Origin of the sequence: Methanoplanus sp. FWC-SCC4 (assembly GCF_032878975.1) — an archaeon.
In the GTDB taxonomy this organism is placed as follows: Archaea; Halobacteriota; Methanomicrobia; order Methanomicrobiales; family Methanomicrobiaceae; genus Methanochimaera; species Methanochimaera problematica.
Map to the genome: position 1 here is coordinate 1354430 of NZ_CP043875.1, position 26904 is coordinate 1381333.

Genomic DNA, 26904 nt, shown 5'->3' on the forward strand with positions numbered 1-26904 from the left:
GGACTTAATTCAGAATAAATTCATCGAAATATTCTGCAGATTAATGGTCAGAAACTGTATTTTCAATGATTGAGATGAAATATGGAGATACTCTTAGTTCCAGGAAATACAATTACCAAAAATAGGAGATCATAAGGCCCTGATAATAGTTACTTTGTAATCAATTTCCCATATCGGAAGATTCTTCAGATCCTTCTTTAATCTCAGGAATCTCTGCAGCCAGTACCTTATCAACACGGTTTCCATCCATATCCACTACCTCAAACCGGAATCCTCCCTCGTCAAAGTGATCGCCCTCCACCGGAATCCTCTGGAGGATATACATGACCATACCTGCAATAGTATCATAATTGCCCTCACCTTCTCCCGTCAGTACAGCATTAAGCGACAGCATTTTCTTGACGGTTACAATATGGGCCATTCCGTCGATCAGCCATGAGCCGTCCTCTCTCAGGACAACAGGCATATTTACCACCTCCCCTGATTCACGAAAATGACCCACAATTGCTTCAAGAATGTCATGAAGGGTTACGATTCCCTGGATACTGCCATATTCGTCATTCACCAGTGCGATATGAAGCCCGCTCTCCTTAAAGGACTCAATGAGTTTTGGAACACGGAGAGTTTCCGGAACGAAGAGCGGTTTCGTTACAGCCGACCGGATATCAGGTTTTCCCGTCTCCAGCATTCCTGAAAGAACATTCTTAACTGAAACCATCCCGACAATATTGTCGAGATCATCCTCATAAGCAGGGAAGTTGCAATGTGCAGTCATTTTCATTTTAATGAGGTTTTCCTCATTTGTATCTTCGAGATCGAGTGCAACAATATTATGACGGCGGGTCATCAGGGATTCCACACGGCGGTCGCCGAGATCGAACACCCCTTCAACCATTTTCAGTTCAGCCCTCTCAAAGACTCCTGCTTTGGTACCCTCTTCAAGCATGATTCTGACCTCATCTTCGGTCACAGGAGGTCCGGTGCTCTCCCGCACCCTGAGCAGTTTCACAACAGCCTCGGTAGAGTAGGTTAATATGAATACCAGCGGAGCAGCGGCTTTGGAGAGAAACATCATAGGTTTTGCAACTCCTGATGCGATATCTTCAGGATTACCAAGTGCGATACGCTTTGGAACGAGTTCTCCAAAGACGAGATTAAGATATGTTATTACGAGAACTACAAGGGTAACACTCATAATTTCACTGTATGGCGCAAGAAAGGGGTACCCCGTGAAAAAAGAAGAAAGATTTCTTGCCAGTGTTAGACCGCCAAATGCACCTGCAAATACCCCGACAAGCGTTATACCTATCTGTATAGTCGACAGGAAAGGGGTCGGGTTTTCGGAAAGCCCAAGTGCGATTAAGGCTCCGGAATCCCCTTCCTCCGATCTTTGAAGAAGCCGGGTTTTTCTGGAAGAAACTATCGCAAATTCTGACAAGGCAAAAAGGGCATTGAGTCCGATCAGGATTGCGATGATTCCGATCTCGATCAGGTAGGACATTTTCAGGTGATCATCTTGCAGACTTCATTTGATAAATAGCTATGCAGGATTTTTATTAATTCTATTTACCTCCCAAATTCACTTCACATATAAAAACCTGGTAGAAAAGGCAGCCTTGAGATTATAACTTCCTGTATCCCCCGTAGATGTCAAAGATCTCAACGATAAAATACGGGCTTGTAACAATCTTCGATTCTATAATTTTGCGGTAACATCGTTGAGGTTAGATCCTCTCGTATGAGCATTCCCGGGTCGAATCCTCCAAATCCCCTGACTTCAAAAGGTTATTATGTCAGGTTTTTTATCAAGAGATTCAGCTGTTTTTCGGGAGATGTGCACAGTTTAAATCTCTGATAATAAATATCCGGCTTTTCAAAAACTCGCAAAAATCACCTGCTGAAATTTTATTGAAAATCCGGTCTGTATTTGATTTACTTTCATCTGCATAAAGTACCGGAATGATATCTGACACAAAAATCACAGGAACATTTACCACCCCTGATTTTTCTGCTTCCGCACTTATTATTCCATGAATATCGTTTATTGTTTCATTATCAACATCTGCTTTTTCATATATTCCAACAACAATTGTTCCAAGGAGATTATAGCCGTAGGAAATCACAGGCCCTTCAGGATAAAAATAAGGATAAATATCTGAATTGGTATTGTCAACAATACCCTCAACCGTCCTGTACCACTTATGCCGGGATTCATTATCAGAATTACCCAAAATTCCTCTGTATGTCACAACACCATTCTGATCATAAACCGGAACATTACCAAAGGAGATTATAAGCCAATGTGTATAATCCGCCGATACTCCCTTAAAGGCTTCATCACGAAGTACATCGGCACAGGCAGTTCCAGGTATAAAAGCAACGGATAAAAATAAAATTATCAATGTTCCAAGTTTTAATTTTTAATCATAATCCAGCCCCATAAAATTTCATAAATATCATAGAATTATCAAAGATTTTTATATTTTTTACATTTTATCTTCTTACATTGTCTATATGCTTATAAAAGATAAATCTAACAAAATAATTAGATCAAAAACTAACAAAAAATTAAAGTTTAAATAGAATTTTTCTTTTGGAGATTAAATAACAGAATAATTGTCTGAATTATTATTGCACCAAGTCCGATTGCAAAAAGCAAAAAGAAGGGATCTTCAAAAATAGGAAAAGATAACGGTTTTGAATGCAATCTTGGAATTGTATAATATGTGTAAAGGGCTGCAAAAGCCGTAATATAAGTCAGTGCAGATGACAAAATAACAGAAATTTTCGTATTTTTATCAGGATTTAATATTGCATTTCCCTTGTCAGATATCTCATAATATATCCATTTATTCTCTGTATCCATAGATTTTACAAGGCCGGATTCTTCTAGTTTCTGAAGGTGGTGATGAGTTGTTGAAGCCCTGAGAGATAGCTCTTTTGCAAGTTAGGAGTTTGTTTTTCTCCGTGAATTCAGAGATTTCAGAATCTTTATTCTGGTATCAGAAGATAAAATCTCAAAAATATCTTTATCAAGTACAACTGTTTCTTCTTTCACTGAATTTTATTTATAATCGCAATGATATATATCAGGTTCTGTATCCTAAAAATAAAAAAAATCTTAGTTCTTCTCATTAACATAAGAAAAATCATATCTAAAAAATCTGCCGGAAAACAAGGAAATTTACGTAATAAACTCTGATTTGAAAGTATGAATTTTAATGGAACATCTCAAAGCGAAGATAAGTCAAATTCGGCCACCGAGACAAATATCACACTCAACCCCATAGGAATTATAAGAAACAACACCACAAAACCGGTGCTTTTCGCAGATGAAAAAGGACTAAGAATAAACGGTGACAATAAAGCTGCAATTGAAAACTTTCATGAAGTACACGAAGGAATTTCAGAAATTGTAATAAAAGATGAATTAAGTGAACTCCTTGAAGGAATAGAAGACTACTCACATCTCATAATTATTTACTGGGGACACGGAATAACAAAAGAAGGCCGTTCCCTTAAAAGAGTCCATCCAATGGGAATGCAAAAAAATCCCCTTACAGGAGTATATTCAACATGCAGTCCGGCACGCCCAAACCCCGTTTTGATGACAGTTGTCCGTCTCCAAAAAAGGGAAGGAAATGTATTAACAGTGTCAGGCCTGGATGCAATCGACAAAAGCCCTGTGATTGATATTAAACCATATGTAAGCAAATTTTACCCACAGGATGATATCAAAATCCCCAACTGGATGCAAAAAATCATAGAAGAATATTAAAATTATTTCTTTTTTGAGAAAATCATGTATTTAATTTTTTAGAAAATATCAGATTCTCCCGAATTTTTTATCCATAAATATACCTTCAGCCGAAATTCCGGTCAGGGTTTTTGTATTTATATCAACATGATAAAAAAAGGATTCTCCGTCCATACAGACACTCAGCCCATAGATTTCTTCATATGAATTATCAGTGTCACCGTACTTTTTCACATTTATGGATATTGGATACTCCCATTCCAGATTATATTCAGATACCTCACTACTGCAAAGATCCCTGACTATAAATTTTCCATCCCCGCTGCCTTCTAAAATCATTTTTTCACTTACAGTGCATAAAACCGAAATGTTCTGCTCAGCATCGTAGATATAATGGGAATAATCACTTCCGTATGTTCCTGAAAGAGAATCCATATCCAGCGAAACAAAAGAACCAAATCCCTCAGACAAATCTCCGGAACTCCCGGAATTGCCCTCCGAAAAACCGGTACAGCCCGAAGAAAACAAAACAAGTACCAAAAATATGACAGAAAGTCCTTTTTCCATTCATTAAGGATTGCATCAGATCATAATTATCCTTTATGAGATTTTATCCAGGAAAAAGTCAGACTTTAATCAAATCTTCGCCCCCAGGTTTTTGCAAATCCCCTGCATTATTATTATAACGGTAAAAAAACAATAAAAGAACAGAATGAATGGAAAAATTCTAAAAGGAATTACGAATATTGAAACAGCAGTTTATTTTGTATTAATGATAATTCTGACGTTTGTCATCATTTTTTCATTATTTGAACTTGCATTAATGATAATTGAGAAATTATTATATGACAACACACCATACATCCTTGAAGCCAAAGGCATACTGCAATTCTTCGAATTCTTCCTGCTAATTTTAATTGGACTCGAACTTATGGAAACAATAAAATCCTTCATTGAAACCAAAAAAATTCAGGTTGAAATAGTTTTGATTCTTGCAATCATAGCAATATCAAGAAAAATAATTGTAATTGATCCTGCAACGGCATCTGAATTTGAATTAATGGGAATAGGTCTGGTAGTTATCGGCCTTACAGCAGGGTATTATTTCATAAAAAAGGCAGATAGTCTCAAATATGCCAAAAAATCATAATGCACTAAAAAAGCATTATCAAAATCCTATTTTCAAATCCTAATATCAAAGAATAATTTAAAAAATGAAGTTGTTCTAATATTTTTTTAGAATTAAAAATCAGCAGATATTATTTTAATCAGACTCTCCCATAGACATCCTCAAATCTTACAATATCATCCTCACCGAGATATTCACCAATCTGAACCTCAATAACCTCAAGAGGAATTTTACCATTGTTAAAAAGCCTGTGTGAAACTCCGGCAGGAACAAAAGTGCTCTGCCCGCGTGTAACAATTTTTGTTTCTCCGTTTAATGTAACCTCAGCAGAACCACTGACAACAACCCAGTGCTCACTCCTGTGATGATGCAGTTGTAAAGACAAAACATGCCCTTTTTTCACTGAAACCCTCTTTATTTTGAAGAAAGGCTGTGTTTCCAGAACAGTATAAGATCCCCAGGGTCTGTTTACGGTCAGATGATACCTTGCAACATCATCGTCCCTATCAAGATACATCTTAACAAGATCCTTTACTGACTCGGAATTGTCAAGATTGCAGACCAAAAGTGCATCACCGGAATCAATGACTGCAAGGTTATCAACACCTATAAGTGCAACTTTCTTGTCTTTTGCATGGACAAAATTTCTCTTTGATTCTATGAAATCTGCAGGCCCGCAATTTCCGTTTTTGTCATGCTCCTTTATATTATAAATTGACCTGAAACTTCCAAGGTCACTCCACAAAACATCAAGGGGCATAACAGCAACCCTCTCTGAAAACTCCAAAAGACCATAATCTATTGATACTGATTTTAAAGAATTATAGTCAGGATCGCCATTTGAAAATGCTTCATACAATTCAGGCTGATATTTCCCGGTTTCTTTTAAAAATACTTCTGATGAGAACAAAAATATCCCGCTGTTCCAGAGATATCCGTCCTCAACATATTTTTTGGCAAGAGGCAGATCAGGTTTTTCCTTAAATTCATCAACAAGATATCCCGGAGACAGTTCTTTTCCCGGTTTTATATATCCATACCCGGTATTTGCCTCGGAAGGATTTATTCCAAAAACAACAATATTTTCTTTTGAAAGAGGAACTGCACTGTTTATTACATCAACTGCACCGTCATCGAGTATATGATCGCTTGGAAAGACCAGAATATCAGAGTCACCTGATTCAGCACAGATAGTTTTTACTCCCCAGAGTATTGCCGGAAGAGTATTTTTCCCGACAGTCTCCTTTAGCACATGCTCTTCTGGTATATTATATCCAAGCTCTTCAATCTGATTTTCCACAATAAAACGATAATTTTCGCCGGTTACGACATATATATCCTCAGGATTTGAAAATTTTAGTGAACGCAGCCATGTTTTCTGGAAAAGTGAGTGCGAATTCATATATAAAAACTGTTTTGGATAGGATTCACGGGAAAGGGGCCACAACCTGGTACCTACACCGCCTGCAAGAATTATTACCTTCATTATATCGTTTATCTCCGTTTCTGCTGAATGAACAGATTTTCTGTAAAAATTACAGATTATTCAAATTTTTATTTAATCCCGGGATGCATATAGAGATCTTTTTTAAATATATACTCCCATCAGGATTAATAATGTATTGAAGGAGAACTTTAGTATGAATGCCAAAACACCCTTTGCAGTGCTCGCCATATGCATGATACTTATACTGTTTACTGCCGGATGCACAACAGCCACTGAATCTGAAAAAGAACTTTCAAAGATAACAAATTTTGAACATACAGTATCCCCGCCGGAAAAGCATTATCGTGCTGATGATACATGCTACTATGAGTCTTTGGTCGACATCAGAAACAATGCACAAAAAGACGAAAAAAATGTTATCGTCAGATGTAATCTCATAAACGTCAAAACGGGAGAAATCAGCGATACAGTCACACAATACTTTGAGGTCATAAATGCAGGTGATCACAAGGCATTCACTGTAAAACTAAACGGCGACTGCGATTCAGACTATTCAATAGAAATTGAAATATCGGAGGATAAATCATGAAAATAACAGGAATATGTGCAAGCCCAAGAGGAAAAAACAGTAACACCCTTGCACTTGTAAAAGAAGGTCTCAAAGGAGCAAAAGATGCAGGTGCAGAAACAGAATTAATTGACATCTGTAAAAAAGACATCCGTTACTGCACAGGATGCTCGGTCTGTTATGAAACAGGAAAATGCATTATAAAAGATGACTTTGAAGAGATTTTAGATAAACTTTGTTCAAGTGACGGGATCATACTTGGATCTCCCAATTATATCAATTCAGTCACAGGCCAGATGAAAACTTTCCTTGACAGGATGGCTGACTGTATCCACTGCCAGAGACTTCTCGGAAAATACGGATTTTCAGTCTCAACAGCCGGAGGATCAAATTCGGTATTAGTAGCCGGATACCTCAACCAGACACTAAATGTTCTCGGTGCTGATACAGTGGGACTTGTTTCAATCGACATTGGTGTGGATCCGGATCTGTTTCAGGAAAGCATCGATTATTCATACAATACAGGGATCACTCTTGTAAATGCCATTAAAGAAAAAAGGGTATATCCGGAACAGAAAAAGTTTCACGATGAAATGAAAAGCAGAATGAAAATGCTGATTCTGGCAAACAAAGATAACTGGATTCATGAGTACGATTACTGGAAAGATATGGGATGGATTTAAATCATTATTTTTTTAAGGAGTCAATAAGTCTTTTTTCAAGATTCTTTGCATGTGTCCCCATCCAGTATAATCTCCGGCAGTTGGGGCACCAGCAAAAATCCTTTCCTATTTTATACCGTGGTGCATAGTCTGAACTTTTTATTTCATCACAGGTTGCCCTCCGGAGAACCGAATTGCACAAAGGGCAGCGCTTCATTCTGATGCACAATGAATCTTCAATTAAACCTGCCTTATATATCTGCTTCATCTGATCAAGAACATCGTCTGATAGAAGGTGCAATGCCCCGATATCCGCACCACGTCCTGCGAGCTCCCTGTCACGTGTAAGCAGGAATCTTTTTTCCTTCCTTGCCATCTCAAGAAGGATGGAATCCTCACGTCTGTTGCCGGATGCAAGAGAGTTTGCACTTTTTGTGTCGTATCCCAAAAACCGAAGATAACGTGCAAGCGGCCCGAGCATTCTGTCTGTTAAAAACAGACAACATGATGAGGATTTCATGGATGAATAACAATCGGGATTTTCTCACCGCATTTCTGACAGTAACTGCCTTTCAAATCTACATTACGCTGGTTATAGCCGGAACGCTGAATCAGGAGCGAACCGCATTCATGACAGTATGTGTTGCAGTATTTATGATCCATAACATTTCCAAGATAAGGATATTTTATACCCATATCACGTGCTGTTTCATATATTCTCTCAAGAGTCAAAACAGGAGTGGAGGCCACATCAGTCATCTTATAGTCGGGATGAAAACGTGTGAAGTGCATCGGGGTATTTTCACCGAGATTTTCCAAAACCCAGGCAATTAATGATTTCACCTCATCTTCGGAGTCGTTAAGTCCCGGAATTACAAGATTTACGGTTTCAATATGCATCCCAAGTTCTTTTGCAATGATTGTTGCATCCAGAACAGGCTGAAGCTTTGCTCTGCATACCTTATGGTAAAACTTCTCTGAAAATGCCTTTATATCAACGCGAAACGCATCAAGCATTACAGAAAGTTCTCTTAGTGCCTCCTCTGTCATATATCCGTTTGTAACATAAATCGTACCAAGATTATTTTTTTTGGCCATCCGGCCCATGTCAAGTGCATACTCATGCCAGATTGTAGGTTCGTTGTATGTCCAGGCTATGCTCTTGCAGTTATTTGCAATTGCCTTTAAAACCCCCTTTTCAGGACTAATCTCCTGAAGATAATCAAAGGATGTTGTCTGGGATATCTGCCAGTTCTGACAGTGAAGACACCGGAAATTACAGCCGACACCTCCAAGTGAATACACATCTGTTCCGGGAAGATAGTGAAATAGGGGCTTTTTTTCAACAGGATCAACCGCTTCAGCACTTACCATACCATAATTTTTTGAAAATAGTTTGCAGCCATTGTTTTCCCTGACGCCACAGATACCGGTTTTATTTTCTCCTATTAAGCACCTGTGACTGCAAAGGTTGCATTTTACAAAACCATCCTCCCGGCAGTCATATAAATGAGCTTCATGCATGTCCAAAACCTGATCTCTCTTTGATCACTCAATGGTATTTGATTTTTTTGAGTAATATTAAAATATCAAAGATCTAAAGAACAGCATTTAAAAAAATTTAGAAAAACGGGTTTTTAAAATCACTTTTTACAGTAATCAATATCAGTTACCAGGATCTTTAGAAAGAATATATGCTATTGGATACAATATTTTTGTCTGGTATGAAAAAAATTGTTATATCGCTTGGCGGTTCTATTCTCGTTCCATCGCTTGAATCAAATAACATCTCCAAATATGTGGATGTTTTAAAGGAATTATCAAAAAAATACCAGATCTTTGTTGTAATTGGAGGCGGCGGAGAAGCCAGACGATACATCAATGTTGCGCGATCACTCTGTATAGATGAGGCAACATCTGATGAACTCGGGATTATGGTCACAAGGATAAATGCATCTCTTCTTGCATGGGCTCTTGGAAATTATGCACACCCCTGCATTCCGGAGAATTACACCCAGGCCCTTTCATATGCCGAGTCAGGTAAAATTGTGATAATGGGAGGAGTGACTCCCGGACAGACGACTGATGCAGTATCAGCAGTGCTTGCAGAAAGGACAAAGGCTGATCTTTTAATCAACGCAACTTCTGTTGACGGAATATATTCAGCAGATCCAAAGAAAAAACCAGACGCTGAAAAATTTGATAAGATGACACCCGATGATCTTATTGAGATCGTTTCAGGTGGAAGAATGAATGCGGGCTCCAACAATGTAATTGATCTTGTAGCTGCCAAAGTGACACAGAGAAGTGGCATTCCCATGGTTGTTTTACAGGGCACAGACATTGATAATCTCAAAAATGCACTTATATCAGGCGAATTCACAGGAACCACAGTAAGTTATTCCAAAGAAAAGCCACTTCCATTATAGTGTTTTATAATAATATTAAATCGGCACCTTTTTTTACCCAGGCACTGACATATATGATGTCGCAAGCGGGGTAGTAGGGTAGCCTGGTCCATCCTAGAGCGTTTGGGACGCTTTGACGGCAGTTCGAATCTGCCCTACCCCATTCTGGTTTTATGCATTCAAAAACTGCATGCAAAATTTATTCTGTTCTCGCCAAAATTTATCTAAATAAAGATACTAAACTGAATTTTCTTGATTTTGACAATCCATACCAGATTCTTATTATGACAATTCTGTCTGCACAAACAACGGACAAAACCGTGAACTCAATAAAAGGCAGACTTTTTGAAAAATATCCGGGGCCCGAAGATCTTGGCCATGCAAATCAGGAAGATGTTGAAGAGATTATCAAAAGCACCGGTTTTTACCACGCAAAGGCAAAAAATATCATCTCTTCCTCAAAGATGATTTGCAGTGACTTCAACTGCGAAATACCAAAAACAATATCTGAACTTACAAAGCTTCCGGGAGTCGGAAGAAAAACGGCCAATATTGTCCTGAATCATGCATTCCGAATCAATGAAGGCATCGCAGTAGACACGCATGTAAAAAGGGTCGCTTTTAGAACAGGTATGACAGAAAATACTGATCCTAAAAAAATAGAAACTGATCTGACAAACCTGTTCCCAAAATCAACCTGGGAAAAAATAAATTTTCTCCTCATTTCACATGGAAGAGCAGTCTGCGATGCAAAAAAACCGGCATGTGATAAATGCGAAATAAAGGATTTATGCAGATATTATATGGAAAAAAGTACCTGAGAAACAATCTTTCAGGGATAAGTTAATTAAAACAGCAATGTCATTTTCATCTAAAATGGTAATTAAAGCAAATTTTTCACATTTTCACACATTCATGACAGTGAATCAGAACATGAATTTAACAGTTATAATTCTTACAAAAAAGTGTTTTGGATGAATAATACAGGATCTAATTTTTGCTTAAATATGCATTAATTCTCTCGCCGATATTCTGCTCAAGGTTTCTGTACCAGAATGCATAGTCATAGCGGTGATAAACACCTTCTGAATATGGACCGATATCAAGATTTTCCCCTTCAGGTATCGTTGTTGTCAGTGCACCTGTTTCCATATTAATCTGTGAACCACTGTAATTTTTCACCTCACGCAGAAGTTCACCTGTTGAATCGTTGTAAAACCTTGCACCGAGATTCAGAGAAGGTGATGCATATGTTGAATCTGTTTTCCAGTTAAGAGGATTTATACAGTTTGCACCCTCCATGAGCATCGGACCCCCGGCTGATGTTACGGACTGTGTATTATATGTGATCACAACTCCGGTATCATTGGCACCCTCTGCTGCACTAAGACCTGCTTTTTCCAGATCTTCATCAGTTACTGTGTAACCAATGAGATAAGCTGCCACAAGGCGGTTTCTAAGTTCTTCATCATCCCCGAAGCGGTTCCTGATAAGCTCTATCAGGGTCATTGTTCCCTGACTGTGACCTGCAATAATAAAGGGACGGCCTTCATTGAGATTGTCGATATAATATTCAAAAGCAGACTCAACGTCAACTGCACCTTTTTTAAATTCTTCAGTATCTGTTGCCAGCTTTGCTCCTGACATATCAACAGATGTTGACATCTGCCTGTAATAAGGTGCAAATACATTGGCATTGGATTCAAAAACACTTGCCTGAGCTTTTAAAATTCCCTGTGCCAGTGATCTGTCAACCGGATCCGTAATATCCATTGCCCCTGATTCATTGCTGCTGACTGTCGGGTACACATAAAATACATCCACAGCCTTTTCTGTTTCAGGCAATGAAAGCCAGTTGTATGGGTCTTTGTAATTTATGCTGTCCTCAGTAGCAGGCACATATGCATCATTTTCATTTGATGATGAATCTGCACTGTTTATACATCCACACGTAAGAATTAAAGACAAACCAACTGCTATAAGAAAGAAAGATCTTTTATTCGTTCCTGAAATGCGAATATGATCCCATATCATAAATAAAATAGACTAATCTGATTTTTAAATATGATCATTTGCAATATAATAAGTTAAAATTAAGCAATTCTCATTTTTTTTGTAAAAATAACATTATAGCAGAATTTTAGGAATTTAAATTTTTATCGACAGCACGCTGGCATTTAGGGAAAAATGATATTTTAGAAATACTCTTGTAAAATTGGGACAGAAAGAACGATCTTACAGGAGTTCCAATATAATTTTACGACAAATATTGAGGTATTTTGAAATAAATGTTGCAAAATGGATATATCTGCCTTATAAAAATCTTTCAAGCAGTGCTGATTGTTAATTTCAAAGTCAAATAACCAATACTAAATATTTTTAAAAAAATATTTTTTTTAGAATAACTTTTTTGGTTGTGATATGGTGAAAATTCATATAAGAATGCCTGTCGGTCATTTTTTTAGGGAAAAATTAGCAACTTTTGTGATTTTAACTATATTTCTTGGTTTTTGTGTAATTCCGGGATCTGCATCACTGTTTAATATCCCTTTAGTAAACGATATTCCCTCAGTTCTTGATTTGGATATAAACAATAAAAATACAATACAGGGCGGAGTGGCCTTAGGAAATGAAATAAAGGATGAAAACATCCTCCAAAACATTTCAATATCCATGCACTCCTTTTCATACAATAAAAAAACAGGTATGTGGAATGCATACAACCCAAAGGAGGATATAAAAGTCTCCACAGGTGTTCCGGGCATATTTACCATTAAAACAAAATGCGGATCGTTCCAGATGTTTTTATCAGGCTTGGGGCGCGTATTTTGTCTAAAGGAACCCGGAGATGGCAAATTTGAGGCAGATGAAAACTGCCTCAATGTTGTTTACAAAGGCTTTACCGAGTGGTACAAAAACAGTGATGGGAGAATAGAGCATGGGATGACTATTTTTGAATCACCTCCCGGTGACGGAAATCTGGTTGCAGAATTTGTGGTATCAGGGGATTTTGAGCTGTCGTCTGCAGGTGGCAACATATACTTCTCAGATGATTACGGGCGTGTCTTTGAGTATGGCAGGATTTCTACATTGGATTCCTCCGGAAAGATTCTTGATTCAGCAATTATCCTCTCAAATGGCAGAATATACTGGGAGATTGATGACAGAAATGCTGTATATCCAGTAAATATTGATCCCATACTGACGCAGGTGAAGACTCTCACACCCATCAACAAAGGCAATGCTGACCAGTTTGGCTGGTCTGTTTCTATTTCAGGTGACACTGCAGTTTTCGGGGCACCGAATGCCAATCCAGGGACTATGCCCGCCGATTGCGGCCAGGCTTATGTTTTTTATAAAAATCACGGCGGCACTGACAACTGGGGAGAAATCAAGAATCTCACAGCATCCGACAGGGAGGCGAGTGACCATTTTGGCTGGTCTGTTTCTATTTCAGGCGATACTGCGGTTGTCGGTGCTTATAGTGCAGACGTTGGCGGCCAGGCATATATCTTTTCACGAAACAACGGAGGTCCTGACAACTGGGGACAGGTTGCAATCCTGAACGGCTCTGACACTACGGATGGTGACCAATTTGGCTATTCTGTTTCTGTTTCAGGAGATATTGCAGTTATCGGTGCCAAAGATGCCGATCCAGGGACTTTACCTGATAACTGTGGCCAGGCTTATGTCTTTTCAAAAGACAACGGGGGTCCAGAAAACTGGGGGCAGATTGCGATCCTTAATGCTTCTGACAAGGCAGGTGCTGATTATTTTGGATGTTCTGTTTCTCTATATAATGATACAGCAGTAGTCGGTGCTTATAATGCAGGCGTTGGCGGCCAGGCATATATCTTTTTACGGGACAGCGGTGGTCTCGGCAACTGGGGACAGGTCAGGATACTGAATGGCTCTGACACTGCCCCTGTTGACCGGTTTGGTAATTCTGTTTCTGTTTCAAGAAATATTGCAGTTATCGGTGCCTATGAAGCGGATCCAGGAGCTTTACCTGATAATTGTGGCCAGGCTTATGTCTTTTCAAAAGACAACGGGGGTCCAGAAAACTGGGGGCAGATTGCGATCCTTAATGCTTCAGACAAGGCAGATAGTGACTTCTTCGGCAATTCCGTTTCTGTTTCAGGCAACATTGCAGTAGTTGGAGCTTGGGGTGCAAGTGGAGGCGTCAATTGCGGTCAGACCTATGTCTTTTCCGGGGACAGCGGAGGCGCAGGCAGCTGGGGGCAGGATCAGATACTGATTGCTCCCGATGGTTCAAATTGGGAGTACTATGGCTGTTCTGTTGCTTTCAGTGATGATACTGCAGTTGTCGGTGCTTATGAAGCAAATTCAGGAGTATTGGGTATGTGGGGTGGAAAGGCCTATGTTGTCATAAACGTTCCTGCACCTACATTCACATCTATCGTGCCTTCATCTGCACTGACAGATAATGCATCTGCCGGTGTTACGATAACAGGATCAAATTATTTGGGAAAGCCCGTTATAAAGCTGGAAAAAGCCGGACAGGCAAATATTAACGCAAAAGAGGTTGTAGTTTCTGCAGGAAATACAACAATCACCTGTTCGTTTGATCTTACGGGCGCCGCAGCAGGTGCATGGGATATAAATATCACAAATCCCGACTCGAAGTCTGTTACAGCCGCAGATGCATTCACAGTGACTGCCGCACCGACAGAAGCCCCATCAGGAGGACGCACAAGTTCAGGCGGCGGCTTAAACACTGATACTGGTGTTTGTTCAGCAAAGAACCTGAATGCAGGCGATACCGCCTCATTTGGTTTTAAAGACAAGGGTGCTGTATATGGTCTCTTAGTGAAAGTCAGTGAGGACACACCGAATATGATGGTGACTGTTAAAAAGCAGGGCTATACACCCTCATCAGTTGAAACACCTGATACTAATGTATATGAGTATGAAGAAGTGAAGACATACCACGCTGATAAATCTGCAGTGACACGCGGAATTTTTGAATTCAAAGTTGCACAAAGCTGGCTTTTCACAAAGGGCTATACTAAGGGCGATATCGTCATGCTCCACTACAAAGACGGTGAATGGGTGAGCCTTCCAACGGTGTTTATCCGCGATGATGCCGGTTACTATCACTACACCGCCGAAACACCTTCGTTTTCCTGGTTTGCAATAGGAATAGGTGAAGGAGAAACAATCCTTGCCGATGAGATACACAAAATAACACCGAAGGAAACAGTCATACCTGCCGTTGAAACAACAGTACCTGTTCAGACAACGGCACCCAAATCACCTGAATCTGAACATGCTGATTCAAATACAGGAAGTATAGCGGCGTATCTGTTAGTTATTGCAGTAGTCTTAATTATGCTTGCAGCAGCTGTAATATGGCAGAGAAAACAGAAAAAAAAGTATCCTGACTGGTGGAATAAAAAATTCTAATTTTTTTGACATTTACTTCTTAAATTGTATTACAATAAAATATCTGCCGGTATAAGCATTATTTGAGATTTGTAAAAAAATAAGACTTTTTTGTAAAACAATGCCTAAACTTTTTTTTAAGCACTTAATTATTTTTCCACTCAGTAATTCATATATCAAACCGGCTCGTATGGGTTTTTGGTATCCAACGGAACTGCAGCCACAATCCCGATATCCATCCTGTCAACATTTAACACCAGATTAATTGCGACTTTCACATCAGGGGTCTCAAACATGATAACTGTATCATACACTCCCCAACCGTCCATAAGATGCCAGAATGTTTTATCCGCTTATTTGCATATGATCTATGAATATATCTGTGATGACAGAGAGGCGAATCTGCAGATTATGCTTTGAGATGATTGAAAGTCCTGACAAGGGAAAATACAAACAACGAAATCGTTTGGAATATGTATTTTCGATAATTAAAAGAAATATCATGAAGCTCTGCAGTAAAGAATATATTATACCAGTTTAAGGAAATCAAAACAAGAATTATTTATACCAATATACTGCCTAAAATTCAGGTTTTCTACATAGTAAAAAACATCAATTTTTCAAAAAATTATGCCATTTAAATTAAAAAATATTCAGTTATTTGTAAAAAAAATTTAGAGAAAAATTACAGAATAAACCAGATATACAAGACCGGATACAATTGCAGCACAGGGGATTGTCAAAAACCATGCGGCAACAATCTCACGGACATTACTCCATTTTACAGCGGAAGTATACCCCCTTGTTGTCCCTGCACCCATTATTGAGCCGCTTATTGCATGAGTTGTTGATACAGGAACACCAAACGAAGTCATAAGAGTCAGAACTCCGCTGCCTGCAATACCTGCCGCTATTCCCTGGTAAGGTCTGATCTTTGTAATCTTGTTTGCCATCTTATCAATCACCCTCCACCCTCCAAGAAGGGTTCCAAGCGATATTGCAAGACATGAAGAAATAATTACCCACAAAGGAACATCAAAATCAGAAATAAGACCTCCGGCAACAAGCATTGCCGTAATCATACCCATTGCATTCTGAGCATCATTTGCACCATGACCAATTGCCTGAAAAGAACCTGCCAGTATCTGAAAAGGACGGAATCTTCTGTTTAACTTTGTCGGGTTTGATCTTCTGAATATGCGCATTATAATGAGTCCCAGAATATATGCAGATATCATTCCAAGAACAGGGGATACGACAATGAAAATTACAACCGCAAGAATACCTTTTATCTCAAGAACACCGGAGATTATTAAAAGCGGTATGGTAAGCGATATTCCGGCGAAAAAAGTTAAAAGGAAATTTTTTCTCCAGTCCTCTTTCATAAGATAACAGAATAGTGAACAAAATACTGCAAAAAGTAATCCGCCCACAATAGTGTATGCAATTAGCAATGCAATAGTAGTAAGGCCAGGCCACATTATCGCACCGATGCCGCCCATGGCAACTCCGGCTCCCAAAAGGCCTCCTACCAGTGCATGACTGCTTGAAACAGGTATTCCGAAATATGATGCAGCAAATACCCACAGAACAGCACCGACCATTGCAGCAAGAATAAGGTGAGTTGTTAGAAAAGAGGATTCAACAATTCCTTTTCCAATTGTTTTTGCAATTGCAGTCGAAAACAAAAGCGGCCCAATCATATTAAAGAATGCGGCAAGGCCAACTGCCTTTAACGGCGACAATGCTTTTGTCGCAACGATGGTTGCAATTGAGTTAGCCGCATCGTTGAGTCCGTTTACGAAATTAAACATGAGGGCAAGAATAATTCCGACCACTATTACGATTATATCCATGATTATCAGGAATGCCTTATTGCAATATCTCCAAGGACGTTTGCAACTTCCTCACATTTGTCAGTTGCAATCTCCAGTGTTTCATAAATATCCTTACGCTTTATAATTCTCAATGCATCATCAGTCGTGAAAAGCTCCTGTATTGCATGCCCCAATACGTCGTCAGCAAGATTTTCAAGCCTGTTTATCTCTATGCAATGCTCCTCAATAACCTTCGGGTGCTTTAGATCCCGTATTCCATAAATTGCCTTTTGAAGTTCTTCCGACTGTGCCAGAATAAGCCTCGTAAGCTCAATCATGTATTCATCTGTTTCATCCAGATCGTAGAAATACATCTGGCGGGCAGTGTCGTCAATGTGGTCAATGATATCATCAAGACCTGATGCAAGACGCGAAATCTCTTCCGGCTCAATTGGAGTTATGAAACTGCGATTTAATAACTGGTATATCGAGTGTGTGATGTCATCTCCCTTGTGTTCGTAGGTTTTCATTTTGTGGCATTTGTTTTTGACGTCATCAAAATTCTGAACCATATAATACAAGTGGTTAGCCGCTTTATTCACCGTTTCAGCCTGTTCCTCAAACAAATCAAAAAATAATTTATCCTGTGGGACAAGCCAGTCTTTCAAACCCAATTCAAGATCACCTTTAATGTAAATTAGTTTACTCCTGAGTAGAAAAAGACTTTTTGAATCAGGAATAATATACAAAAAAATAATTCATTAAATTAATGTTAATTTTGTTAACATAATTCTCCCTGAAAATGAAAATTAATAAGATTATTTATTCAGATATTTTCCGGAGATTAAATTTTTACCTTTATTAATATCCAGATTTCTAAAAATAAATGCGCCTTGAAGAAATGCTATCCCTTTGAATTGGGTTTAGAGGAAAAAAATATGATTATAAACCTATCGCGAGACATGAAAAAAATCAGTCTTAACTCCAAAAATAAATTCTGAGGATGATTTCACCAGAACATATTATGTTGCCTTTAGTAGAGCAAAACGACACCTTTGTTTGGCAATACCTTCTGCAGATCAAAAAGTAATTAAAAATGCGAACAATATGGGGATCATTACTACAAATTTTCGATCTGAACCACAAAGTACATTGTTCGATTTTTAACAATACTTAGCTAAAGGATTCAAATATTTCATCATTTTACACTTGCATTTCAGACAATAGAACTCACATTATACCCATAAATCTGAGCAAAACTGCCAAATTCAGTACAGAAATTTTTGAGATTTAAGGACACAAAACACCATTATACACCAAATGGAAAAATTGACTAAAAAAATTTAAAAAATTTAAAAAATCCAAGCTACTTATGCAACGTGGATGTATTCAGCAACAAGTTCTGCAATAGCTTTGTCGTTTCCGTAGAGTTTCTCGGAGAGACCTTCATCTTCATATGCCTTAAGCATCTTGATCCTTGCGTCAATCATTGCTGCAGGGAAAATACCATTTTCCTCGAAAACTGCACGCTTTTCAGCAAGAACATCAGCTGATTCCCAGCATGAAACAGGGAGCTGTTTGAGCTGTGCAAGGCGATCCGCGTTCTCCGGTGCGAAGATGTTTACGCTGACGTAGAGATCCTCTGCCATCTTGAGACCGTCTTTCATGTTGATTCCGTGGAGAGCTCCGATGATTAAACTTGCTACAAGGAGATAAGGATCAGCTGAACCGTCCCCTACACGGTATTCAAAGGTCTGCTTTGATGGTCTGACTAATGAAATTGTATCATCACCGGGGTTTGCATCCAGTGTCATACTGGTTAAGCCGTTCCATCCAAGCGGGACACGAATAACAACTGAACGGTTGCGGTCTCCCCAGCAGACGTTTGTTGGTGCTTCCTGGTGTGGAACCAAACGGAGGTATGATGTAGGAACTGTGTTTCCAAATGCTGTGATTGCGTCACCGATGTCAAGAACGCCTGCAATCATCTTCTTTGCCATATCACTAAGTGCACCGTTTTCAACGAGGAGGTTTTTACCGTCCTTTTCTGCAAGCATGTGGAAGTGAAGACCTGATCCTGCCTTTCCGACCGTGATCTTCGGAGCAAAGCTGATTTCAACACCATATCTGTACCCAAGCATTCTGACCATCCACTTTGCAATGATAAGTGACTCAACAGCTTCCTCAGCAGGCATTGGGAGGAATTCAATCTCGTGCTGTTCGTTATATCTCTCACCCTTGGTAAAGCATCCTACTTCAGAGTGACCGTATTTAATCTTTCCGCCTGCCTTTGCAATGAGCTTCATTGCTTCGGTACGGATTTCTTCGTATTTCACAAACGGCTCAGCAGAGTGGTAACCCTTCTGGTCAACAGCCGGGAATGTTTCATCAACATCACCGATTACATAGTATTCGAGTTCTGCAAGGCACTTGAAGGTTGCACCGGTCTGCTTTGTGAATTCAGCATTTGCCTTTCTAAGAATGTGCTCTGCGGAGGTTTCCAGTGGCTTGCCTTCATTATCATAGTAAGAACAAAGAATCTCAAGTGTGGGGATTTCTGTAAAAGGGTTAACAAAAGCGGTTCTGTAACGGGGAATTACATAAAGATCACTGCTTTCTGCTCCAACGAATGAGAAGAGACTGCTTCCGTCAACTCTCTCTCCGTCTGTGAGAATTGTGTCAAGGTACTCCTTTGATGAAATGATAAAGTTAAGCATCTTGAGCTTTCCGTCACCACCTTCGTAGCGGAAGTTGACCATCTCAATACCTTTTGCTTCACAGAAAGCAATAATATCGTCTTTTGTGAATTCTGAAGGAGATTTATTCAGAAACTGAACGAGATCGTTCGGATTCATTGCAATATCATTTAAGCTCATATTATTCTAAAATTTAATTCAGCTATATATAAAGTATAATCATGTGAGATTAGTAAAATATGTTTTGGAAGGAATATATATATATATAGATCTATAGGAAAGAACCTTCCATCTATGCAGAGGGCGGAAGAATTATTCTTACTTTAAAAAAACATACGGGTAATAAAGCCATATGCCCACTTTTTTTAGACATATAAAAATAATCAGAATTTTTAGTTTTATGTAGCATTAATGGGAAATATGCTTATTTTTCTCAGAAATATTTATAAAATATTTAGCAGAGGGATTAAATTACTTTTACCAGAATAAAATAGAAATATTTTTGACAGCAACACAATTCATGAAACTGGTTCTAAGATATCTGACAAATGAATAAAAATAATTTATAAGTCCATTCATTATCCGGATAACAGATAACAAATGATCAGAATACTTAATATTAATTAAATTCTTTTCAATAATCCTGAAATAAATGGCAGAAATATTACATCAGCAAAAAAGTTTTAAAAAAGCTGATTATTCAGAGAAAGAATGGTTTGACACAGAGTTTGAGTCATGTAAATTTACAGACTGCAATTTTTCCAACACCAATCTGTCAAACAATGATTTTCAGGATTGTCATTTTAATAACTGTAATATGAGCACTGTGAAATTCAACAATACAGGGCTTAAAAATGTGAATTTCATAAACTGCAAAATGGTAGGTATTGACTTTGGCTGTTGCAATGATTTTCTTTTTGCGGCGAATTTTGAAAAATGCAACCTAGAATACTCCGTATTTTACAAAAACAAATTAACGAAGACAAAATTTGATGACTGTATTATAAGGAATGTAAATTTTACAGATTCTGATCTCAGGAATGCATCATTTAAAAACTGTGATTTATTAAATACCATTTTTGACAAAAACAATTTATCAAAAGCTGATTTCAGAACATCATATAATTACTCTCTTGATCCTGAAAATAATCTGATTAATAAAGCAAAATTCTCATATCCCGGCATAACAGGTTTGCTGGACAAATATGATATCATAATAGAATAATTATTTTGCAAATTGTAAGGATAATTCCAAAATATATATTTCCGGATTTATCCGGATATTTTGTTTATGATTGCTTTAGATTCCTCAAGGTATTTTTCCGCTTCATCAAATTCATTATTTCTTTTCTCAACAAAATCCCTTACTGATTTTTCATACAGTGTTTTTGAACCATATGTCTCGGTTTCAATCATCCTGTCACAATAACTGATTATTGAAATTGAAGTCTGGATATATTTGTCAAGGAAGCATCTGCATTTGAGCTGGGAAACCAGATATTCCTCAGAAACATTGAGTCTCATAAGTTTTTTTCTCTCTTCAATACCAACATCCCGTATTTCCTCAGCATCACTCATGAGTCTTTCAACTCCTGCTTTGTATCTGAATTCAAAATTTAATTTCTCCCTTAGCTGACAAATATTCTCACCTGAACTCTTTATTAATGCGGGCAGTTTGCCATCCTGGTAGATGATCTCCTTTACTTCTGTACGATACGGGTTTGTTGGTGCAGGTGAAGGCGTTTTGATTTCATCCGGGGTGGCAGGGGTAACAGTCTGAACTTCTGAATCAACATATATAAAATCTGCATCATAATATTCATTAACATCAGGCACATTCCCATAATTCTCACTTCCTTTATCAGCCTGACTTAAACATCCGGAAATGACAACTAAAGAGATGATAAACAATGCAATTAGAAATCCTGATCTTACAGACATAACTGCCCATATCAGCACAAGATAAAATATATTTTACGGCATATTTTTATGTACTGAATAATCAGAGTTACTGAAAATAATTACTGAACATTAATAATTACTGTCCGTGACTTGAAAATTAATTTAATATACAGCTTTATTGAAAAATGCCTAAAAGAAGAAATGGACTGGGCGGGAATTGAACCCGCGGCCTCTACCATGCCAAGGTAGCGATCTTCCCCTGATCTACCAGCCCGTCAGATTATTGCACTAATTAATTAGTATCCCACTGGTTAAATATAGTTTGTTTTAATCGCCCGGTTCCCGACAACTTTGAATAGCTTTATTTTAAAAACAAAACATAACTCAGACTTCAATGAAAGAAGTGTACAGACAGTTATCACATATGTTCTTCGGACTTTTAATCGCCCTTTTCATCTACTTCGCAGATAAAACCCTCTCAACAGCCATAATGGGACTTGTCGTATTTGTTTCAGTCATAATATCGGATGCGATTTCAAAAGGAATTAAGATACCTCTCTTCTCATACATCATAAAAAGACTCGAAAGAGAAGTAAACGTCCCCGGAAAAGGCACAATAGTTTTTTTCATAAGCACTCTGTTTTGTCTTCTCTTCTTTGAAAAATCAGATGTTTTTTTGGGAATTCTGGTCCTCGCATTACTTGACAGCTTTTCAACAATAATTGGAATAAAATTTGGAAGGACAAAAATCTACAAAGAAAAATCCCTTGAAGGAACAATCGCGGGAATTATTGCATCTTTCATAGCTCTTGTTTATTTCACCGGACCAGTGACGGCATTAATTGCAAGCACGGGTGCCGGAATTGCCGAACTCATATCACCGGTTGATGACAATCTTGTAATTCCCGTAGTGGTATGCATCATTCTCTCAATAATATAAAAGATCATTATAATCAAATTCCAAATTTCCAGATACTTATTTTGGATTTTTGGACAAATGTTCACGGATAAGTTATATAAATCATCAAAGAATTCTTTTAATTAATACAACCAGAACGAAGGATTACAAATATGGAAGAAAAATCATTACTAAAATTTTTAATAATCGCACTCGTTCTCCTTACTGCATCCGTCTCAGTCAATATACTATTATACACAAATCAGGGAGGAGATGCTGAAAACGGGCAGAATAACCAGGTTGAGCCTTCAGAAAAAACAGTAAAAACCCTTCCCGAATCAATATCATATCTTGATTACACAAATGCTTACCTCCAGGGCGCTGACCTTGCAAAGATTAACGCATACAAGACAATTTTCATAAATGCAAACTTAAGGGAAGCAGATTTACACGGTGCAAAACTCACCCTCGCTGACCTCACAGGGGCAAACCTGAAAAATGCGGATTTAATAGGTGCAAAACTGGACTACGCGATACTTGTAAACGCAGATCTTGAAGATGCAGACTTAAGTTATGCAGATCTCCGGGGTGCAGATCTGACAGGGGCGGATTTACGAGGCGCAATAATTGAAGGCGCAGACCTAAGATGGATAAAAGGGGAATATCTCAGATAAATATTCATTCAGTCATATTTTGAATTGCCATAAGAACTCTCATACGGGACTTGTTCATATCCGGCATCGACAGAATCTGTCCGTCCTTCATAAATATTTTAAGCATCGGTTTTGTATTCTCAGGTGCAGGGGCACCTGCCGGCAGAAGAATGTGATTTCCATTTTCAAACTCATACACTTCCTTAACACCACTCTTCTTCCCCCTTTTTGACACAGGCTTTCCTTCTATCTCGACAATGTCAAGGGAAAAGTCCACAACAGGAGCATTGGCAATTGCCCCCCCGACACCAAAGGCGTCCACAATGTCCCGAAACTCCAGAATATCACCTGCACCAAGGCCGCCTGAGAGAAACAGCCTTACATTTTCAAAGCCGTTCACGTCAAGTTCCCATCTGACTTCTTCAAGAATGGATCTCATGTCACCCTTTCTTGAACTAGGAGTATCAAGCCTGATTGCAACCGCCCCTCTCTTTGCGGCGGAAAGTGCCTCTCTTTTTTCATCACAGAAAGTATCGCAGAGCATGACCCTTGGAACATCTTCAGGGGCATGCTTTGCAAACGAAACCCAGGAATCTTTTGGATTGTCATAGCACATGACAAAGGAGTGTGGCATAGTTCCTATCAAAGGAAGCCCTGATGGGGCACATGTGTTGCTGACCCCGTCAACACCACCAATCCATGCCGATCTTTCAATCATCTCTGCAATAGACGGATGCTGCCTTCTTGAACCAAAAGAGTACACCGCCCGCTCGCCTGCACATCCCTTAATCAGTGCAGCAGCGGAAGCGATACCGGATGCATGACATAAAAATCCGAGGAGTGATGTCTCAAACCTGCAAAAATCACGGTAATTCCCGACAATTCTGATTACAGGCTCTCCCGGATAGAACATACTTCCTTCAGGCATTGCATAGACATCAATTGGAAGACCTTCCAAAAGCCAGAGAGCATCGGAGAGACCACACAATATCCCCCATCCGTCAGGAAGGGAAGAAACTGTTATTTCCGCAGTCACTTTGGGATTTTTGTCCTCAGCAGCCAGTATTTCTTCAGTCCTTATAAAATAGATATCAGTGCAGTCCCCTGCCCGTATTATTTCGTCATCTATCGTCTGAAATATTCCCATTGGAGAAATAATGCGTCAATAACCAACATAAATACTTTGTATCTCTGACAGGGAAGGAAAGGAATAGCCAAATCTCATTTCAGGGTGCATATAGAGAAACGAATTCATTTAAAATATTCTTAATACAAAGATTATGCCGGATATTCAAAAATTTATAAAAGATGCTTTTAAATGGAGAAGCACAGTTCCGGATTTTATTGACTATCACAAATAATGAGGTAATCTTATGCTAGGAATCGTAGGCGGGACAAGCCTTTTGTATGCTGATCTTCCCGAACTTGAAAAAAAGACAATTGCAACACCTTTCGGACCATCAGAAATATACCTGGGAGAAATAGCACTTCTGATGCGCCATCAGTATCGCACACCGCCGCATAAGATAAATTATGCCGCATGCATCAGTGCAATGGCTCTGTCAGGTGTTGACAGAATAATTGCATTCGGATCCACGGGATCACTAAAAGCAGAGATTCAACCGGGAACTATCGTTCTTCCGGATGATTATTTCAGCCCTTATTCAATCCCGACAATACATAACAATGCAATAGGGCACGTAGCACCTTCAATAGACAAAGAGTTAATCAAAAAACTCTCTGAAATAATTCCCGAAGCAAAAACCGGCGGAACTTATGTACAGACGGCAGGCCCCCGTTTTGAAACCTCGGCTGAAATAGATTTTCTTAAAAATGCAGGGGATATTGTAGGGATGACAGTTGCAAGCGAAGCAACAATCGCAAACGAACTGGGAATACCATTTGCGGCAATCTGCTCAGTTGACAACTACTGCAACGGCCTTTGTAAAGATGAACTGAGCTATGAAGCAATACTGGAAAAATCAAAGGCAAACAAGGAAAAAATAGAAGATATAATCAGCGAAGTAATAAGCAAAATATGATATTTTCTAACTTCCAATTGTTAAAAATCAAATAATTTTTACAAATTTCCGGATATTTGCCACTTTGGATTAAAAAATATAATTAGGAGCAAAATTATGTCAAACGAGATTAACGAAACAGATATTTTCAGCAGTAATTCATCAGTTCTTATAAGGGGAACCCTCCTGAACGGAAAAAGACAGGATATTTTCATAACAGAAGAGGGTAATATCGGAGAGATCAGCGAAAGCATATCGGGGGAATTAAAAAACGAAGCCGAGTTTATAATTGACGGCTCAAAAACAGTTGCATCCCCCGGATTCGTCAACACCCACACCCACGCTGCAATGACTCTTTTAAGAGGTTATGCAGATGACATGCACCTTCAGGAATGGCTTTCTGAAAAGATCTGGCCGCTTGAGGCACACCTATGCGGTGAGGATGTTTACTGGGGAACAAAACTTGCCTGCATTGAGATGATAAAATCCGGAACCGTTGCTTTCAACGACATGTATTTTTTCATGGATGAGGCGGCAAAGGCAGTTGACGAATGCGGAATGAAGGCAGTGCTTTCCCACGGTTTCATAGATTTTGGAAGTGAGGAAAAACGAGAGTCTGAGATAAAAGCAACAGAGAAGCTCTTCTCGGATGTCAAAAAGATGAACAACCAAAAAATCAGGGCAGCTGTCGGCCCCCATGCACCCTACACCGTTGCACCGGAAGGACTCTCATGGTGCTCGGAGTATGCAAAGGAAAATGACAGTCTTTTACACATTCACTTAAGCGAAACTGAAACAGAGGTCAAAGACTGTGTAAACCAGCACGGAATGAAACCTGCAAAACTTCTGGACAAGTGCGGATGTTTGTCTGAAAATACAGTTGCCGCCCACTGCTGCTGGCTCGATGACGAAGAATGTGCACTTCTTGGCAAAAGGGGAGTCTCAGTCTCACACAATCCGGTCTCAAACATGAAACTTGCAGTAAACCGTGCAATGCCCTACCAGCAGCTCATCGATGCAGGTGCAAACGTAACTCTGGGAACAGACGGATGCTCTTCAAACAACAATCTTGACATACTCGAAGAGATGAAGACAGCCGCAATTCTTCAGAAATTCTTCTGGAATTCAGACACACTCCTCCCTGCACATGAAGCAATCAAAATGACAACAGAATCAGGTGCAAAGGCGCTCGGGTTTGGAACAGGCAAAATAGAGACAGGTGCTCCTGCAGATATCGTTCTCCTGAAGACAAATATCTCATGCATGACCCCTCTGTACAATCCGGAATCAAATATTGTCTATGCGTGCGGTTCAAATGCGGTTGACACAGTTTTATGCAGCGGAAGAGTCCTGATGTATGACGGTAACATCCCCGGAGAAGAGGAAGTCTATCAAAAGGCCGCAGAAACTGCATTTAATCTTGTAAATAGAAAAGAAAACGCAGACAATTAAACAAAAAATAATACAAATACAACTTTTTTAATTCACGACAATCAGGATTTTTAAAATTTAAACCAGATTTCCAAAAAAATTATTTGAA

General features: G+C 38.9%; 26 protein-coding genes, 2 tRNA genes and 1 pseudogene. 13 read left to right on the forward strand and 16 right to left on the reverse strand.

Going from position 1 to position 26904, the window contains the following annotated elements; all coding sequences use genetic code 11:
• Positions 1–160 precede the first annotated feature (160 nt).
• The 4 genes and pseudogenes from F1737_RS06860 to F1737_RS11600 all read right to left on the reverse strand — a co-directional run.
• Positions 161–1501 (reverse strand): hemolysin family protein, encoded by a 1341-nt coding sequence (locus F1737_RS06860; protein WP_317135856.1) that lies wholly within the window; start codon positions 1499–1501, stop codon positions 161–163.
• Between the two features lie 313 nt (positions 1502–1814).
• Positions 1815–2402: a hypothetical protein gene (locus F1737_RS06865; RefSeq protein ID WP_317135857.1), complete on the reverse strand. Its 588-nt coding sequence runs from the start codon at positions 2400–2402 to the stop codon at positions 1815–1817.
• Between the two features lie 173 nt (positions 2403–2575).
• Complete coding sequence (locus F1737_RS06870; protein WP_317135858.1) at positions 2576–2866, reverse strand: hypothetical protein; 291 nt, start codon at positions 2864–2866, stop codon at positions 2576–2578.
• Between the two features lie 12 nt (positions 2867–2878).
• Positions 2879–2935 (reverse strand): annotated as a pseudogene (locus tag F1737_RS11600) (hypothetical protein); the annotation flags it as partial.
• Positions 2936–3211: 276 nt separating this feature from the next.
• Between F1737_RS11600 and tsaA the strand changes: the two are divergent.
• The gene (gene tsaA, locus F1737_RS06880; protein WP_317135859.1) at positions 3212–3778 is read left to right on the forward strand and encodes a tRNA (N6-threonylcarbamoyladenosine(37)-N6)-methyltransferase TrmO; all 567 of its coding nucleotides are present in this window, start codon (positions 3212–3214) and stop codon (positions 3776–3778) included.
• A 48-nt stretch (positions 3779–3826) separates the two neighbouring features.
• On the opposite strand, the gene F1737_RS06885 is transcribed toward tsaA, so the two are convergent.
• Positions 3827–4324 (reverse strand): hypothetical protein, encoded by a 498-nt coding sequence (locus F1737_RS06885; protein WP_317135860.1) that lies wholly within the window; start codon positions 4322–4324, stop codon positions 3827–3829.
• Positions 4325–4469: 145 nt separating this feature from the next.
• Here F1737_RS06885 and F1737_RS06890 point away from each other — a divergent pair, with 145 nt between their 5' ends.
• Positions 4470–4907 carry a phosphate-starvation-inducible PsiE family protein gene (locus F1737_RS06890; RefSeq protein ID WP_317135861.1) on the forward strand — a complete coding sequence of 146 codons (438 nt, stop codon included), beginning with the start codon at positions 4470–4472 and terminating at the stop codon, positions 4905–4907.
• A gap of 118 nt (positions 4908–5025) precedes the next feature.
• Here the strand turns inward: F1737_RS06890 and F1737_RS06895 are convergent, their stop codons facing one another.
• On the reverse strand, positions 5026–6372 hold the full coding sequence (locus F1737_RS06895) for a mannose-1-phosphate guanylyltransferase/mannose-6-phosphate isomerase (RefSeq protein WP_317135862.1): 1347 nt from the start codon (positions 6370–6372) through the stop codon (positions 5026–5028).
• A 136-nt stretch (positions 6373–6508) separates the two neighbouring features.
• Here F1737_RS06895 and F1737_RS06900 point away from each other — a divergent pair, with 136 nt between their 5' ends.
• Both F1737_RS06900 and F1737_RS06905 read left to right on the forward strand, forming a co-directional pair.
• Positions 6509–6922, forward strand: a complete 414-nt coding sequence (locus F1737_RS06900; protein WP_317135863.1) for a hypothetical protein — start codon at positions 6509–6511, stop codon at positions 6920–6922.
• Positions 6919–7584 carry a flavodoxin family protein gene (locus tag F1737_RS06905; RefSeq protein ID WP_317135864.1) on the forward strand — a complete coding sequence of 222 codons (666 nt, stop codon included), beginning with the start codon at positions 6919–6921 and terminating at the stop codon, positions 7582–7584. Before F1737_RS06900 ends, F1737_RS06905 begins: the two co-directional genes overlap by 4 nt.
• 4 nt (positions 7585–7588) lie before the next feature.
• Here F1737_RS06905 and F1737_RS06910 read toward each other — a convergent pair whose 3' ends face one another.
• Together F1737_RS06910 and amrS are read right to left on the reverse strand one after the other, a co-directional pair.
• Positions 7589–8083: a Mut7-C RNAse domain-containing protein gene (locus tag F1737_RS06910; RefSeq protein ID WP_317135865.1), complete on the reverse strand. Its 495-nt coding sequence runs from the start codon at positions 8081–8083 to the stop codon at positions 7589–7591.
• The gene (gene amrS, locus F1737_RS06915; protein WP_317135866.1) at positions 8080–9087 is read right to left on the reverse strand and encodes an AmmeMemoRadiSam system radical SAM enzyme; all 1008 of its coding nucleotides are present in this window, start codon (positions 9085–9087) and stop codon (positions 8080–8082) included. Before amrS ends, F1737_RS06910 begins: the two co-directional genes overlap by 4 nt.
• A gap of 200 nt (positions 9088–9287) precedes the next feature.
• On the opposite strand from amrS, the gene pyrH reads away from it, so the two are divergent.
• The 3 genes from pyrH to nth all read left to right on the forward strand — a co-directional run bounded on the left by pyrH (position 9288) and on the right by nth (position 10792).
• Positions 9288–9992, forward strand: coding sequence for a UMP kinase (gene pyrH, locus F1737_RS06920; protein ID WP_317135867.1), 705 nt, complete (start codon positions 9288–9290; stop codon positions 9990–9992).
• 67 nt (positions 9993–10059) lie between these two features.
• Positions 10060–10134 (forward strand) — tRNA-Pro (locus tag F1737_RS06925).
• 10 nt (positions 10135–10144) lie between these two features.
• Entirely contained in the window at positions 10145–10792 is a 648-nt protein-coding gene (nth, locus tag F1737_RS06930; RefSeq protein WP_317135868.1) for an endonuclease III, read from the forward strand.
• Positions 10793–10961: 169 nt separating this feature from the next.
• On the opposite strand, the gene F1737_RS06935 is transcribed toward nth, so the two are convergent.
• Positions 10962–11939: a DUF3089 domain-containing protein gene (locus F1737_RS06935; protein WP_317135869.1), complete on the reverse strand. Its 978-nt coding sequence runs from the start codon at positions 11937–11939 to the stop codon at positions 10962–10964.
• 453 nt (positions 11940–12392) lie between these two features.
• On the opposite strand from F1737_RS06935, the gene F1737_RS06940 reads away from it, so the two are divergent.
• Positions 12393–15398 carry a PGF-pre-PGF domain-containing protein gene (locus F1737_RS06940; RefSeq protein ID WP_317135870.1) on the forward strand — a complete coding sequence of 1002 codons (3006 nt, stop codon included), beginning with the start codon at positions 12393–12395 and terminating at the stop codon, positions 15396–15398.
• A 155-nt stretch (positions 15399–15553) separates the two neighbouring features.
• On the opposite strand, the gene F1737_RS06945 is transcribed toward F1737_RS06940, so the two are convergent.
• The 4 genes from F1737_RS06945 to F1737_RS06960 form a co-directional block, all read right to left on the reverse strand.
• Positions 15554–15706 carry a hypothetical protein gene (locus F1737_RS06945; RefSeq protein ID WP_317135871.1) on the reverse strand — a complete coding sequence of 51 codons (153 nt, stop codon included), beginning with the start codon at positions 15704–15706 and terminating at the stop codon, positions 15554–15556.
• Between the two features lie 345 nt (positions 15707–16051).
• Complete coding sequence (locus tag F1737_RS06950) at positions 16052–17233, reverse strand: inorganic phosphate transporter (protein ID WP_317135872.1); 1182 nt, start codon at positions 17231–17233, stop codon at positions 16052–16054.
• 5 nt (positions 17234–17238) lie between these two features.
• Positions 17239–17868: a DUF47 domain-containing protein gene (locus tag F1737_RS06955; protein ID WP_317135873.1), complete on the reverse strand. Its 630-nt coding sequence runs from the start codon at positions 17866–17868 to the stop codon at positions 17239–17241.
• 696 nt (positions 17869–18564) lie between these two features.
• Positions 18565–20049: a glutamine synthetase family protein gene (locus F1737_RS06960; RefSeq protein WP_317135874.1), complete on the reverse strand. Its 1485-nt coding sequence runs from the start codon at positions 20047–20049 to the stop codon at positions 18565–18567.
• A gap of 493 nt (positions 20050–20542) precedes the next feature.
• Between F1737_RS06960 and F1737_RS06965 the strand changes: the two genes are divergently transcribed.
• Positions 20543–21115, forward strand: a complete 573-nt coding sequence (locus tag F1737_RS06965) for a pentapeptide repeat-containing protein (RefSeq protein ID WP_317135875.1) — start codon at positions 20543–20545, stop codon at positions 21113–21115.
• Between the two features lie 47 nt (positions 21116–21162).
• Here F1737_RS06965 and F1737_RS06970 read toward each other — a convergent pair whose 3' ends face one another.
• A complete protein-coding gene (locus F1737_RS06970; RefSeq protein ID WP_317135876.1) occupies positions 21163–21831 on the reverse strand; it encodes a hypothetical protein in 669 nt (222 codons plus the stop codon).
• Between the two features lie 163 nt (positions 21832–21994).
• Positions 21995–22066: transfer RNA gene (locus F1737_RS06975), tRNA-Ala, on the reverse strand.
• A gap of 120 nt (positions 22067–22186) precedes the next feature.
• On the opposite strand from F1737_RS06975, the gene F1737_RS06980 reads away from it, so the two are divergent.
• Both F1737_RS06980 and F1737_RS06985 read left to right on the forward strand, forming a co-directional pair.
• Positions 22187–22732: a diacylglycerol/polyprenol kinase family protein gene (locus F1737_RS06980; protein WP_317135877.1), complete on the forward strand. Its 546-nt coding sequence runs from the start codon at positions 22187–22189 to the stop codon at positions 22730–22732.
• A 131-nt stretch (positions 22733–22863) separates the two neighbouring features.
• On the forward strand, positions 22864–23364 hold the full coding sequence (locus F1737_RS06985; RefSeq protein ID WP_317135878.1) for a pentapeptide repeat-containing protein: 501 nt from the start codon (positions 22864–22866) through the stop codon (positions 23362–23364).
• A gap of 4 nt (positions 23365–23368) precedes the next feature.
• Here F1737_RS06985 and F1737_RS06990 read toward each other — a convergent pair whose 3' ends face one another.
• Positions 23369–24490 (reverse strand): nicotinate phosphoribosyltransferase, encoded by a 1122-nt coding sequence (locus F1737_RS06990; RefSeq protein WP_317135879.1) that lies wholly within the window; start codon positions 24488–24490, stop codon positions 23369–23371.
• A 226-nt stretch (positions 24491–24716) separates the two neighbouring features.
• On the opposite strand from F1737_RS06990, the gene F1737_RS06995 reads away from it, so the two are divergent.
• Both F1737_RS06995 and F1737_RS07000 read left to right on the forward strand, forming a co-directional pair.
• Positions 24717–25385, forward strand: a complete 669-nt coding sequence (locus F1737_RS06995; RefSeq protein WP_317135880.1) for an MTAP family purine nucleoside phosphorylase — start codon at positions 24717–24719, stop codon at positions 25383–25385.
• 96 nt (positions 25386–25481) lie between these two features.
• Positions 25482–26816 (forward strand): amidohydrolase family protein, encoded by a 1335-nt coding sequence (locus F1737_RS07000; RefSeq protein WP_317135881.1) that lies wholly within the window; start codon positions 25482–25484, stop codon positions 26814–26816.
• The last annotated feature ends 88 nt before the right edge of the window (positions 26817–26904 follow it).